The following is a 13218-nucleotide window of genomic DNA, read 5'->3' as shown; positions in this document are numbered from 1 at the left end:
TTCATCACATCAGTACCCCAATTTAGAAATCCCAGACTCAAATTGCGGTCTTCAGTACGCTCATTGGATTGACCGTAATACGACAATCCGTCCATTAGATATCAGCATACTGCTGGAGAAGAGTCCGTGTGAAACCTCACTCCGGTGCCATCTTGCCAAGTTCCATAGGGATGAACTTGAAGCCGTGAATACAGCGATTCTGAAACACGGTCTCTTCTTCGTTCTATCGCCCGGGGCATCTCCTGGGTCGCGCATGTCGCTCGCCATCTGGATGCGATCACGACAGCGGGCTTGATGATCTCGGCGCTCTGTCTGGATTGGGAGTTCTATTCACGAAAGGTTATTGACTTCCTGACTACCGTTCAGATCCCATTCATCCTCTCAGTCGGGAAACACTGTCATGCGATGAAACAACTTATGAACGGGATAAAATCGCGGTTCGAAGAATTATTCTACGCGGAAAACCGTTGCTTCACCTGACGATTGTATTAAACGTGATTCGGCCATTAATGAATTATCGTTGAAAATCTGACAGTTTATAACTGTCGGGTTGTCTCAAATTCTGGTTCACACGTAAGGGGAAACTTTAATTGAGGCGAATACTCAGGATTTTTTGAATATCTGGTTCCTCCGTAGGGGGAAGCAGATGGAAGAAGGATCCGAAGGATTCTGCGATCCGGTTCCTCCGTAGGGGGAAGCAGATGGAAGAAGGGTCCGAAGGATTCTGCGATCCGGTTCCTCCGTAGGGAAGAAGCAGGAAAACACCTCTAATCCAAAAATAAACCAATCTCCATCTTTTTAAGTCTACGCTTGGTCAAGGATGTTGCGTTCAACACAATAAAAAAAAATTAGAGTGGAACGTTGGTCAGGACGATCTCAATGCTGGAGACATTGGTCTTGCCGCTGTCGGTTTCGATCTCCTCGGTCGAGGTGATGATCTCCTTCTTTCTGACTCCTTCAAGGAACCTGTTCAGGGCGATCTCCCCTGTGTCGACGGCCCGTGATATCGCTTTTCCCCTGGCTTTGATGATGACTTCGGTGGCTCCATTGCTGAACTGTGTCACCACTGCGAGTACATAGTTCATCACTGGCTTGTTTCCTACGAAAACTGTGTTGTCCTTGTTCATAACTCACCTTTTAGAGATACTTCTTCGTCGCGATCAGTTCGGCGTTCAGCACTGAAGCGCCGGCTGCCCCGCGTATCGTGTTATGTCCGAGTGCAATGAAGCGGAGCCCCTCCCGGATCCGGCCGACCGAGACGGTCATGCCGTTGCCCCTGTTCCGGTCGAGCCGGGGCTGGGGTCGATCCTGCTGCTCATGGAGCAGCACGGACTTTTCGGGCTGGGTCGGGAGGCCACTGATTGGGGGGATATAGTCCCTGTACGCCTGCTTGACCGCCTCCACCGGCGCATCGATATCGGCCCAGACCGCCATGGTATGTCCGTCGATCACCGGGACACGGTGACAACTGGCACTGACCTTGAATGGTGCCGGGACCACCTCCGCCCCGTCAAAGGTCCCCATGATCTTCAACGTCTCTGACTCCATCTTCTCCTCCTCAGATCCTATGTACGGGACCACGTTGTCATAGATCGACATCGCAGCCACGCCCTGGAAACCCCCGCCTGATATGGCCTGCATTGTGGCGACGCGAAGATCGCTGAATGTGAACGAGCGGAGCGGTGCAAGGGCCATCGTGAACATGATCGTCGAGCAGTTCGGGTTCGTGACGATGAACCCGTCGGTCCCGTGATCATGCTGAAGGTCGATCATCGCGAGGTGATCGGGATTCACCTCGGGGATCACCAGCGGGACATCGCTGTCCATCCGGTGGGAACTCGCATTGGTGCAGACACCGACTCCAGACTGTGCGATGGCTGATTCAAGGTCTGTTGCAAGGTCCGCAGGGATCGCAGAGAAGACCAGGTCCAGGTCGCGACAGCTGGCCGGGGTGGCCGCTGACACCTCGATATCTCCGACAGATTCCGGGAATGGTACATCAAGCCGCCAGTTCACCACATCGGCATATGACCTTCCAGCACTCCGTTCTGATGCCATCAGTGTGGTCAGGTTGAACCAGGGATGGTTCGCCAGGAGCTGCACAAAACGCTGTCCTACAGCGCCTGTTGCTCCGAGCACTCCGACATTGATCATAGATAAATGTAATAATGGCTCTTTTAGTATTAAATGGTTTGATTCCCTTTTATCTGTCCATAATCCGGCGTCATCAAGATTTGAAATTCAAATCAAACAAAAATTTGTGGTTTCCCGACCCCTGTCCAGAGATCTCTGCAGAAAGGATATTAATGCGTGATCTAAAACAGATATAGTAAGATCATTCTTTATGAGAATGAGATCTGCTGCATTGTATCTGGTCTGACAGTGCGGGTTCGTCAGTGAACGCCGGTCATCTGCTCCACCATTTTCAGCAGCGATCGTCAGTTCCTCGTGCTGCCCGCTGCAGATTGGATAAAGCCATGGATGTGATTGCATACCTGTAGGATGTCGTGGACTCGGATCGGAGCGGATATGAAAATTTTGCGTGTTGCCAGTGATCTCTACCCTACCACGGTGGGTGGGTACGGGATCCATGTGCACGAGATGTCAAAGATGCAGGCAACACTCGGCCATGATGTAACGGTCGTCACCTCCAATCCCAATGGCCTACCGGAGGAGGAGTACGTCGATGGGTATCGGGTGCTCAGGTTCAACCATGCGATCAAGATGGTTGGGAACACGATCAGCCCGACGATGATGTTTCGGCTCCTCGAGATGAGGAACGACTATGATATCATCCACGCCCATTCGCACCTCTTCTTTCCGACCAACGTCTGTGCCCTGGTGAAACGGTACGGTTCCTCGCCGCTGGTGATCACCAATCATGGGATCATGTCGGCCAGTGCTCCGCAGTGGTTGAACATCTCGTACATGTCGACGATCGGGAAGTGGACGCTGAACTCTGCCGACCGTGTTATCTGTTACACTGACATCGAGCGGAGACGGTTGATCGAGGAGTTTGGAATCAATAAGCCAGAAGTGGTCGTGATCCCGAACGGGGTGAACACCGAGGTCTTTCACCCGGACGATAGCAAGGTGGACGAGCGCTACTTCACGCTGCTCTGGGTGGGCAGGATCGTCAAGGGCAAGGGGGTTGAGTTTCTGATCCACGCCGCACACCGGGTGCTTGAGAAGATTCCGAATCTGCGGATCCTGGTGATCGGGGAGGGACCTGAACGGGATGAGATCTGGAAACTGGTCAATGAGTATCATATGACCAATATCGTGACGATCCTGCCGTTCATGAGTTACGATGCCATCCCTCTGCTGTACCAGCGCTCTGACGTGCTGGTGCTGCCGAGTCTGCAGGAGGGGGTACCCCGGACGATGCTGGAAGCGATGGCATCCGGAAAGCCGGTGATTATTTCAGAGTTCGATCATCTGAAGGATCTCGCCGAGGGGGCTGCGCTGATGTTTCCCAAAGGAGACGTGGCGGCCCTTGCAGAAAAGATCCTGCTGCTCGAACAGGACCGTGAGCGTGTTCATCGGATGGGCGTCTGTGGAAGAGAGCGGATATTGGCGCAGAACTCGTGGAAGAACACGGTTCTTCGGACGATCACCCTGTACCAGGAACTGCTCTCTCAAGATCAGTCGCCGGTGAAGCGTCACTGATCTTGGGCGATCCATTCAGATCTATTCCCGTAATAGTTGGAGTACAGTCGATGATATTACAGTCTGATTCCGGGTATGGGTTCAATCCAGGTCCCGTTGTTCTATCCATTCAGTGAGAATATGAAGATCCTTGTATGTGTCTCTGAATACTATCCATTTGGGACCGGGATAGCCAATGTTGCCTACAACATCGTTGAGGACCTGAAACGGATGGGCCATGAGTGTGTTGTCTGTTCCCCGACCGGCCCTGACATCAAACTCGGGAGTGGACCGCTGATCGACCGCTGGGCGATCGGGGGTCTGCTCCAGTTCTGGGATCTCGTGGCGACCTGTCTGAACGGGGACGATTATGACGTGGTCTGGCTTCACAACCCGATGTTCATTCGTGCGAACCCGTTCCGGCACTCGATCGCCACGGTCCATTCGACCTACTATGACAAGTATCAGCAGCGGATCGCCCCGGTTCCGTACTATGCTCTCACTGCTGCGCTTGAGAAGTACTGCCTGAAGAAGACCGCAGAGCGGGCCGTCTTTACCGGGGTCAGCCCGATGCTCTGTAACGATCTTGAAACGATCGGGATTGATCGGGAGAAAATTATTTTTATTCCAAACGGAGTGAACACCGTGGCTTTTGTCCCACCCAGCAACGACGATGAGAAGCAGACCATTCGAAAGAAGTATGCCATCCCCCCCACGCACCGGGTACTGCTCAGCCTTGGACGGGTCTCGGATGCCAAACGTCCCCAGACGATGCTCGAGGTCTTCGACCAGGTCCGGGCGGCGATCCCGGACCTGACCCTGATCGTGGCCGGCGGCGGGGAAATGCTTGAGGAGACGAAGGCGCTGGCTGCAGAGAAGCATCTCGATACGGTCATCTTCCTCGGTCCCGTCGACTACGATACTGTGGTGCCGGAGTTGTACAAATGTGCAGATTACTACCTGATGACCTCAAGGAGTGAAGGGTCGCCTCTGACCCTGCTCGAAGCGATGTCCTCGGGCCTCCCCTCGATCGTCTCGAATCTCCCCCCGCTCCTCTTCATCGGAGAGGAGGATTGCGGGATTGTTGTCGACTTTAATGATGAACAGAAGGCTGCCGCTACCATCATCGGCTACCTCCGCCAGGAGAACAGTGTTCAGGCAGAGAAGGCCCGGACCTATGCCGCTGATCATCTGGACTGGCATGTGATCACCGCTCAGTACCTCGAACAGTTCGAGCGGCTGGCCTGAGCGGTGATGGTGACGATGAAGATCCTGATCCTGACCCATAACATCGCTGGAGGTATGATCCATTACACCTCCCAGCTGGCGAACACGCTGGCCGAGGAGCATGAAGTGGTGGTGATCGCGCCGAGGGGGGTGAAACGCGAGACCTTTCAGCCGAATGTCCGCCTGCTTGAGCTCGATCTTGGGAATATCGTGAAGAACTTCATCAAGAATACGCTGATCTTCACGCGAGTCATCCGCTTCCTCCGGACCGTCCGAGAGGAGGATCCCGATATCATCCATGTGAACGGCTACTCCCTCTGGTTCTCGCTCCTCCTTCCGTTCCTGCATCGATACCCGATCATCACGACGATCCACGATGTAAACCCACATACTGGTTCACGTCAGTTCGACCAGACGATCGCGAGGCGGCTCTTCTTCTGGTACTCGGATGCCCTGATCGTCCATGGTGAATGGGCAAAGAAGCAGCTCTCGGTCAGCACTCCTATCTATGTGATTCCCCATGGCGATTACTCGTTCTTTTCGACCTGTGAGGGGGAGGAGGTCGCTGAAGAGGTGGGGACGATCCTCTTCTTCGGGAGGATCGAGGACTATAAAGGACTTCAGTACCTGCTGGCGGCGATGCCGGAGGTGGTCAGCGGTTACCCTGATGCGCGGCTGGTCATCGCCGGCAACGGGGACATGGGCCGGTACATGCTCCTCCTCCCTGACGAATCCCACTGTACCCTGATCAATCGGTTCATCGAGGACTGTGAGATCCCATCCCTCTTCATGAAGGCCTCGATGGTGGTGCTGCCCTATATTGAAGGAACCCAGACTGGAGTCGTCCCAATTGCCTATGCCTTTCACAAACCGGTGATCGTGACCGATATTGGTTCCATCCCTGAGGTGGTCGAGCAGGGGAAGACCGGGCTGATCGTGCCATCCCATGACAGTGCCGCCCTTGCTGACGGAATATTAAAGTTATTACGGAATGAACCACTGAGGAGAGCGATGGGTGATGCTGCTCTTCGAAAGATGAAGCGGGATCTCTCCTGGGAGACGGTCCGGGGGAAGACCGTGATCGCATATAAATCGGTGATTGAGGACAGACAATGCAGATAAAGAATATCTTTACGATCAACGACTGGCCGATCTACCAGTTCCTGGGGACGGTACTCGGTGTGCAGTGCCTGTTATGGCTGATGGTGATACTCGATGCGAATGGTTCTACGATCCCGCTGCTTCGGCAGATCGTCGGGGTTGTTTACCTGCTCTTCGTGCCCGGGCTGCTGCTGATGCGGGTGCTGAAGATGCACCGGCTCGGGGGTATTGAAACCCTGCTCTTCACGGTCGGTCTGAGTATGGCGACTTCGATGTTCCTTGGGTTTGTGATGAACACGATCTATCCTGTGCTCGATGTGCTGAATCCGATCGCAGAGATGCCGCTGATGATCTCGCTGACCGTCTTTGTGCTGATAGCATCGGTGCTGGCCTACCTGCAGGACCGCGATTTTGCGGATTCCTCGACCCTGGATACCGATGAGATCTTCAGCCTCCCTACCGTCCTCCTCTCCCTGCTCCCGTTCATCTCGATCTTCGGAACTTTCCTGATGAACAATTATCATATCAATCTCCTGCTGGTCGTGCTGCTGCTGATCCTCGCTCTGATCCCGGTGATCGTCGGGTTCAAATCATTCATCCCCGAGACCCATTACCCCTATGCAATCTTCATGGTGGCCCTTACACTGCTGCTTCACACCTCGCTGATCTCGGCGTATATTTGGGGATGGGATATCAACCAGGAACTGTACATCTCCAACCTGGTCATCCAGAACTCAGCCTGGGACTTCTCGATCTACTCGAACATCAATGCGATGCTCTCGATCGTGATGCTGGTACCGATCTTCTCGATCATAGCCAAGATAGGATCTGTATGGATCTTTAAGATCGTCTTTCCGCTGATCTTCTCGCTGGTCGGACTCGGGATCTATGCGATTGCAAAGAAGCAGTCCTATAACAAGATTGCATTCTATGCGTCGTTCTTCTTCATCTCCCTATTAGTCTATTATACCGAGATGCTGCAGGTCTCCAGACAGGAGATTGCAGAGTTCTTCCTGGTGCTGATCATTCTTCTGATCATCAACAAGGATCTCTTCAAGATCAAGAAGTACCTGCTGCTGATCGTCTTCAGCTTCGCGCTGGCCACCTCTCATTACGGTCTCTCGTACCTGTTCATGCTGACGCTCTTCTTTGCGCTGCTGATTCTGATCATATCTGAGATCGGAAGCCTTGGAAACCTGCGGCATACGATCAGGAAGCAGTTCGACTGGGAGAAACGGGGTTATACCATGAACTTTGCGCCGCGGCATGCCGGCGAACGGACCGTTACGATCGATTATGTGATGGTCTTCACCATCTTCGCGCTCGGGTGGTACCTGTTCATCTCCAGTTCCTCGGCCCTCAACTCCATCACCGATCTCTTCATCCAGTTCTCAAACAACATCGTGGTCGGATTCATGAACCCTGAGACCACGCAGGGGCTGAACGTCATCGTGACCCAGGCTGCGACTCCGCTCCATTCGATCGGGAAGTACATCCAGTTTGTCGCCCAGTTCTTCATCATGTTCGGGATCTTCTCGCTGCTCTTCCGACCGCAGAAGATGGAGCTTGGAGGGGAGTACGTCGCTGTCGACCGGGAATACTTCTCGTTTGCCCTGGTGAATTTGGTTCTCGCCCTGGCTGGCGTTGTGCTCCCGTACTTCTCAAGTGCCCTGAACACCACCCGACTGTACCAGATCACCCTGATCTACCTGGCTCCGTTTTTTGCCATAGGGGTCATTGAGATGTTCGGCGTCTTCGATCGATTTGTCCGGATCTCCTGGTACAAATTCAACAATGAGAATGCGATCAAGGCACTTGGGGCCTTCCTCTGTATCTTCCTGCTCTTCAATACCGGTGTCATCTATACGATAGCACAGGACTCCCCGACCTCAATCGCCCTGACTGATAATGTCGACTACCCGCGGTTCACCCCCCTGGAGGTTGCAGGTGCCACCTGGCTTCATCAGGTTGGTAACCGGACGATATATTCGGATGTTCCAATGGCTACGATGCTCGAAAGTTTCTCCGGGACCCTCTCGCATAAGATTCCCAGTGAAACAAGTCAGCTCAGAAAGAGTTCGTATATCTTCCTTGGAGAGACCAATGTTCAGACCAATGTCCTCACCATGATGACGGTGACTGATGTCTCCAAGGATACAACGAGCACCTCCGCCCTGCCCTATATCGCAAGTCGAGGGATCATCTATGATAATGGCAAGACCCGGATCTACACCTGATCTATCTTATTTTTTGAGATGGACGGTCTTGAATCCATTTACTTATCAGATTGATACGTCCATGCCGGGTTTTGAATTGATCGATCAAAAAAGGTAGATTCTGTTCAGCAGATCGGGATTCGCAGATCCAGCAGCGTTTCGGTCGGAACCCCGGCCAGGGCAACGGCTGCCAGCGCCCCGATCACCCCATCTCCGCCATAAAGACTGATCGCATGGGCTGCGGCCGTCTCTTCCGCAATATCTCGCGAAAGGTAGCCGATCCGGGCACATTCCCCGTATGCTCGAAGGGCCGGACCTATTTGGAATCCCTCCTTCACGGCGATCCCCCATTCCGGCGATCGACTCTCGTCACCGACGAATTTTTTGCATCGTGCTGTCACCTCTGTCACCAGTTCCGGATCGACGGCCAGTTCCAGATAACTGCATGCATTCCCCACGGTCTTCTGTTCAATACTGGGGTTCAGCATAGCGACCCGGTGGCCGATCGGGATCACGCCTTTGATCCGTCCCAGGTGCTGGAGGAGGGCCACTGCCAGCGCGAAGGTAGCCCCCCCATCCGGGCCGTCGGTATCGTCGATCCCGATGATCAGATGGGTGAGGTCCTGTGTGATCACCTCTCCCGTGACGAGCGATCCTTCCCGCCGGATCCTGACCTCACAGACCCCTTCAGCATGACCGATCATCTCGGTCAGCGAGTATGCCGGCCCTCCGATCGAGGTGATCTCCTGAAGGATGTTCACTCCTTCCCGCCGGATCGCACCCACTCCGACCGCAGGGGCCGGGTAAAGCCCGATCTTGAGGTGTGCCTCCCCGATCCGGCCATGCTCCCGAAGCAGGGGCCCGTCCCGTTCGATGGCAGTGATCACACCACCAGACTTTGTATGGTGAAATCCGCAGAAGGCGGCGCAGGCGCCGGAGATACATTCATGAAAGATCTCCACCTCGTCGCCATCGGTAGTGGTGAAAATTCGCCTGCAGGTGCTGGCAGGGACCGCGCTGACCGCTGCATAGTGGCCCCCATGACGCCCGTGAGGACTCTCTCTGACGATCAGACACCCCTCCTCGATCAGCCGCTTGACCCAGTCCTGAGCTGTCGAGCGGGGCACCTGCAGGGCCTCAGCGACATCGGTGATCTGAAAAAAACCTCGATCAAGCGTGAACTGACGCATCAAACTCAGGAACTGTCGTCGCCGTTCAAGTACCCTTGACATAGCGCTCCGCAATATAGGTCAGATCCCCGATGATGGCACTCGCCGTCTCGATCGAGCCGGCTCCTTTGCCGATCAGGGTGATCTCACCGGCCATGTCGGTCTTGAGGGTCACGGCGTTCAGGGTCCCTTCGATCACCAGAGGATGGTTTGTCGGGATCATCCGCGGGGCCACCCGGAGAATCTTCGGCTCTGGCACCACCTCGCCGATCAGGCGTATCGTACAGTCCTGCGTCGCTGCCAGGCGGAGTGCATCGGCGGTCAGCATGTCGATCCCGGTCACCTCGACATCGTCGAGGGTCGCCTGCATGCCCCAGATCGTATCAGCCAGGATCACCAGTTTGATCGCCGCATCGATCCCTTTCACGTCATAGGTTGGATCGGCCTCGGCATATCCGAGTTCCCGGGCCTCGGAGAGGGCCTGATCGTAGGTGAGCCCCTCCTCGGACATCCGGGTCAGGATATAGTTGCAGGTCCCGTTCAGGACACCGTACAGCCCTTTTACGGTATTGCCGCCAAGTCCGTGCTCAAGAGTGTGGAGGATCGGGATCGCACCCCCGACGGTAGCCTCGTACCGGAATTCAACGCCGGCTGCCTGTGCCATATCTCTGAGTTCACTAAATGCCAGGGCGACCGGCCCTTTGTTGGAGGTGACCACATGTCGTCCCCGTTTCAGTGCGGCCCGGATATGCTCAAGTGCCGGCTCGCCGGTCAGGGCGTTGGTCGGTGTCACCTCGACGAGCACGTCATACCCCCCCTGGTTCACCACGTCGGCGGCGGTCAGCCCACGGTCTCCACAGAGGCCGGTATCGCGCTTCTTTGCCAGCATCGCGCGGATATCGATCCCGTCCGGATCCATCACCGCGCTCTTCGAGTCTGCCATCCCGGTGATCGTAATGTCGAGTCCCTTCTCCAGGATCACCGTCGCGACGCCCCGTCCGACCGATCCGCAGCCAAGCAGTGCGATTCTCATGCTGCCTCTTCCAGTGGTTCAATGATCTGCAGGTGCTTCTCTCTTCCGACGTCGCGCAGGATCGAGAGGGCCCGTACCATGTCCTCCCGGTTCCCTGACTTCAGGGTGATCAGGGCGGTCGACCGTTCGGTGATCGCAGGCATGATCACGTTCAATTCTGCCACCTCGGCAAAACCTGTGCTGTCGATCCGGTCGACGGTATCCCCGAGGTCGGTGTGGAGCAGGTGACCGATGATGATCACCGACTGCCGGTACTGCAGCCGCTCCTCATCGAGCATCAGGATGTTCACACCCTGGTCGCGGATCGCCCTGACCAGATCGTCGACCCGACCCTCCGGCACCTCCAGCACAATCTGAACGCTCAGGGTTCCGGTCTCAGAGGTCTCCCGCTGATGGATCACGGCGATGATATTTCCTCCGACCACCGAGATCGGCTGCAGTGCAGCGACCAGCTGTCCTGGCCGATCGGTCATCTCCAGTTTCATTGCAATCTGCACCATTACCACCGTATCCAGTACTTTGCACCCGACAAATGATAAGCCTTCTACACCGGGGTCTCCGGGGTGTGATCGCTGCAGAGGGTGAGCAGTCTCTCCATCTGCAGGTGTGCCTCGAAGTGGTCTGCGAGCAGGTCGTACGGGTCCTCGTTCTGCTCTTCAATCCCTGTGAAGGTGAGCCCTCTTTGGGAGTACAGGTAGGAGAGGAGCGCCTCTGCCGCTGCCGGGACCATAAAGAGGCCGTGGAGGTAGGTGCCGAAGACCAGACCATCGTCCGACACCGCCCCCTCCCCGGCGAAGGCCGTTCTTCCGCTCTTCAGTACGGTCGTGCCCATGTGGATCTCATAGCCGGACACCGTCCCCATCGCATCCAGGATCGGCGGCACCGGGGCTGCGGTCCTCTGCACCTGGACGGTCGTCTTATCATATCCTTCGAAGGTGGTGACCAGATCGAGCAGTCCAAGCCCTTCATAGGTTCCCTTGCGGGCTTCAGACCCATCGTCGATCACAGTCTTTCCCAGCATCTGGTATCCACCGCAGATCCCGATCACCGGCACTCCCTGTCCGCGGGCATCTCTGATGGCCGCTGCCGTACCGCTCGCCTGGAGTGCCAGCAGATCGTTCACCGTGTTCTTGGTTCCGGGGATGATGATGCAGTCGTATCCGTCCAGCGATTCTCCGGGCAGCAGATAGTCGACGGCCGCATGCCGTTCGAGCAGTTCAAAGTCGGTGAAGTTTGCGATCTGCGGAAGTCGGATCACGGCGATCCGAACCAGGCCGGTCTGCCGTTCCTTGTCCTGCAGGGAGAGGGAGTCCTCGCTCGGTAGATCGAGCCGGGTGTAGGGGATGACCCCGAGCACTGGCACGCCGGTCAGATCCTCGAGGGTCTTCACCCCGCTCTCGAAGAGGGTCGGGTCTCCCCGAAACTTGTTGATGATGATCCCCTTCACCAGGGGACGAATCTGCTCGGGCAGCAGGGCGATCGTGCCGTAGACCTGGGCAAAGACGCCGCCTCGTTCGATGTCCGCCACGAGGACGATGGGGAGCCGGAGATGTTCAGCCAGCCTGATGTTGGCGATGTCCCGGTCGTAGAGGTTCACCTCTGCAGCACCGCCGGCCCCTTCGACGATCACTGCTCCATACTCCTCGACCAGTTGGTGGTAGGCGTCGACGGCGATCTCAAGGAGGTGATCGGTCTCCTGGTAATAGTCTCTTATCTGAACGTCCTTGTACGGGTGGCCGAGCAGCACCACCTGCGAGGTGCTGTCCCCTTTGGGTTTGAGGAGCACCGGGTTCATCAGTGCCGAGGGAAGCACCCTGGCGGCGAAGGCCTGCATCGCCTGGGCTATCCCGATCTCTGCTCCGTCCCTGGTCACATATGAATTCAAACTCATATTCTGGGATTTGAACGGGGCGACACTGATCCCCTGTCTGATCATGATCCGGCAGATCGCAGCCACCGTCACACTCTTGCCGACATGTGATGAGGTACCGAGGATCATCAGTGACATATTACCCTATGGTTCGAGGTCACCGCAGATAAATCACCGCATCGGGCAGGGGGGTGCAATGATGTCTCATATCTGAGCCGGAATGCGCCCTGTTCTATCCTTTATTTTTGAGATCTCCTGATCAAGTCCCAAAATTTCGAACAAATATTCTATAATTCTCATCTTAATTCTGGATTTGGATGAGTATTCTCAATTTTTTGGTATTAATCATGTCGGCCCAGGGCAGAGGATTCCCTCAGACCATGTTTCACCCCCCTTCCATCGTGACCTCTGGATCAGAACAAAGGTCTGGATTATCTATGACCTGTTATGCCAACAAATATATAAGCAGAACTTGAAGTAAGATGTAATGAATGGTGGGATATGCTCAACCTGTGGGCTACCTAAAGAACTGTGCATCTGTGAGGAGGTTGCAAAGGAACAGCAGCGGATCAATGTCAACGTTAATAGACGAAGATATGGAAAAGAGGTCACGGTCATCGATGGTCTTGATCCTTCGGATATTGATCTCCAGGAACTCACCAAGTTTCTGAAGGGCAAACTTGCCTGTGGTGGTACGGTGAAAGGAAGTTCAATAGAACTTCAGGGCGATCACCGTGACCGGGTCAAGGAATTGCTCACGAAGAAAGGGTATAGTTTGGATAATATCAATTGAGTCGAGTGCAGCCCGAACTGATGGCTGTTCTATTTTTTTGTGGTGCATGCTGCATCCTTTATTCATGATTGTTCTTCATGTCGACGTCTGGTCGGTATACGGATCGATCTGATACCTGATAGAATTCCCTGTCGGGCCGGATAGAGCGGAACTGTTAACAG

Annotated in this window: 11 protein-coding genes; 5 read left to right on the top strand and 6 right to left on the bottom strand. The window is 55.1% G+C overall.

The features are described 5' to 3' along the window. Positions 1 to 848: 848 nt before the first annotated feature. Entirely contained in the window at positions 849 to 1127 is a 279-nt protein-coding gene (albA, locus tag MPAL_RS09980) for a DNA-binding protein Alba (protein ID WP_012618622.1), read from the bottom strand. A gap of 10 nt (positions 1128 to 1137) precedes the next feature. Continuing rightward, positions 1138 to 2154 carry an aspartate-semialdehyde dehydrogenase gene (gene asd / locus MPAL_RS09975; protein ID WP_012618621.1) on the bottom strand — a complete coding sequence of 339 codons (1017 nt, stop codon included), beginning with the start codon at positions 2152 to 2154 and terminating at the stop codon, positions 1138 to 1140. Between the two features lie 375 nt (positions 2155 to 2529). On the opposite strand from asd, the gene MPAL_RS09970 reads away from it, so the two are divergent. The 4 genes from MPAL_RS09970 to MPAL_RS09955 all read left to right on the top strand — a co-directional run bounded on the left by MPAL_RS09970 (position 2530) and on the right by MPAL_RS09955 (position 8213). Further along, positions 2530 to 3669: a glycosyltransferase family 4 protein gene (locus MPAL_RS09970; RefSeq protein WP_012618620.1), complete on the top strand. Its 1140-nt coding sequence runs from the start codon at positions 2530 to 2532 to the stop codon at positions 3667 to 3669. A 120-nt stretch (positions 3670 to 3789) separates the two neighbouring features. Next, positions 3790 to 4896 carry a glycosyltransferase family 4 protein gene (locus tag MPAL_RS09965; protein WP_158303667.1) on the top strand — a complete coding sequence of 369 codons (1107 nt, stop codon included), beginning with the start codon at positions 3790 to 3792 and terminating at the stop codon, positions 4894 to 4896. Between the two features lie 15 nt (positions 4897 to 4911). Continuing rightward, positions 4912 to 5997 (top strand): glycosyltransferase family 4 protein, encoded by a 1086-nt coding sequence (locus MPAL_RS09960; protein WP_158303666.1) that lies wholly within the window; start codon positions 4912 to 4914, stop codon positions 5995 to 5997. Further along, positions 5988 to 8213, top strand: a complete 2226-nt coding sequence (locus MPAL_RS09955) for a DUF2206 domain-containing protein (RefSeq protein WP_012618617.1) — start codon at positions 5988 to 5990, stop codon at positions 8211 to 8213. Before MPAL_RS09960 ends, MPAL_RS09955 begins: the two co-directional genes overlap by 10 nt. Before the next feature lie 104 nt (positions 8214 to 8317). Here MPAL_RS09955 and MPAL_RS09950 read toward each other — a convergent pair whose 3' ends face one another. Genes MPAL_RS09950 through MPAL_RS09935 form a run of 4 tightly spaced genes read right to left on the bottom strand, consistent with a single transcriptional unit; the run spans position 8318 to position 12402 of the window. Then, the gene (locus MPAL_RS09950; protein ID WP_012618616.1) at positions 8318 to 9424 is read right to left on the bottom strand and encodes a hypothetical protein; all 1107 of its coding nucleotides are present in this window, start codon (positions 9422 to 9424) and stop codon (positions 8318 to 8320) included. Further along, on the bottom strand, positions 9408 to 10394 hold the full coding sequence (locus tag MPAL_RS09945) for a homoserine dehydrogenase (protein ID WP_012618615.1): 987 nt from the start codon (positions 10392 to 10394) through the stop codon (positions 9408 to 9410). The genes MPAL_RS09950 and MPAL_RS09945 overlap by 17 nt, the downstream gene beginning before the upstream one ends. Further along, positions 10391 to 10894 carry an amino acid-binding protein gene (locus tag MPAL_RS09940; protein ID WP_012618614.1) on the bottom strand — a complete coding sequence of 168 codons (504 nt, stop codon included), beginning with the start codon at positions 10892 to 10894 and terminating at the stop codon, positions 10391 to 10393. The genes MPAL_RS09945 and MPAL_RS09940 overlap by 4 nt, the downstream gene beginning before the upstream one ends. 44 nt (positions 10895 to 10938) lie before the next feature. Then, positions 10939 to 12402, bottom strand: coding sequence for a cobyric acid synthase (locus MPAL_RS09935; RefSeq protein ID WP_012618613.1), 1464 nt, complete (start codon positions 12400 to 12402; stop codon positions 10939 to 10941). Between the two features lie 349 nt (positions 12403 to 12751). Here MPAL_RS09935 and yciH point away from each other — a divergent pair, with 349 nt between their 5' ends. Continuing rightward, a complete protein-coding gene (gene yciH, locus MPAL_RS09930; RefSeq protein ID WP_012618612.1) occupies positions 12752 to 13057 on the top strand; it encodes a stress response translation initiation inhibitor YciH in 306 nt (101 codons plus the stop codon). Positions 13058 to 13218: the final 161 nt, after the last annotated feature.

The sequence above is a fragment of the Methanosphaerula palustris E1-9c genome, from assembly GCF_000021965.1.
Taxonomy (GTDB): Archaea; Halobacteriota; Methanomicrobia; order Methanomicrobiales; family Methanospirillaceae; genus Methanosphaerula; species Methanosphaerula palustris.
The sequence above is the reverse complement of the archived record's forward strand: the minus strand, read 5'-3'. Positions and strand labels throughout refer to the sequence as shown.

What these genes read in the sequence shown, in the direction of transcription:
- MPAL_RS09950 (WP_012618616.1), bottom strand. Translation starts at nt 9,424, where the DNA reads ATGTCAAGGGTACTTGAACGGCGACGACAGTTCCTGAGTTTGATGCGT.
- albA (WP_012618622.1), bottom strand. Translation starts at nt 1,127, where the DNA reads ATGAACAAGGACAACACAGTTTTCGTAGGAAACAAGCCAGTGATGAAC.
- MPAL_RS09970 (WP_012618620.1), top strand. Translation starts at nt 2,530, where the DNA reads ATGAAAATTTTGCGTGTTGCCAGTGATCTCTACCCTACCACGGTGGGT.
- asd (WP_012618621.1), bottom strand. Translation starts at nt 2,154, where the DNA reads ATGATCAATGTCGGAGTGCTCGGAGCAACAGGCGCTGTAGGACAGCGT.
- MPAL_RS09940 (WP_012618614.1), bottom strand. Translation starts at nt 10,894, where the DNA reads ATGGTGCAGATTGCAATGAAACTGGAGATGACCGATCGGCCAGGACAG.
- MPAL_RS09935 (WP_012618613.1), bottom strand. Translation starts at nt 12,402, where the DNA reads ATGTCACTGATGATCCTCGGTACCTCATCACATGTCGGCAAGAGTGTG.
- MPAL_RS09965 (WP_158303667.1), top strand. Translation starts at nt 3,790, where the DNA reads ATGAAGATCCTTGTATGTGTCTCTGAATACTATCCATTTGGGACCGGG.
- MPAL_RS09945 (WP_012618615.1), bottom strand. Translation starts at nt 10,394, where the DNA reads ATGAGAATCGCACTGCTTGGCTGCGGATCGGTCGGACGGGGCGTCGCG.
- MPAL_RS09955 (WP_012618617.1), top strand. Translation starts at nt 5,988, where the DNA reads ATGCAGATAAAGAATATCTTTACGATCAACGACTGGCCGATCTACCAG.
- yciH (WP_012618612.1), top strand. Translation starts at nt 12,752, where the DNA reads ATGAATGGTGGGATATGCTCAACCTGTGGGCTACCTAAAGAACTGTGC.
- MPAL_RS09960 (WP_158303666.1), top strand. Translation starts at nt 4,912, where the DNA reads ATGAAGATCCTGATCCTGACCCATAACATCGCTGGAGGTATGATCCAT.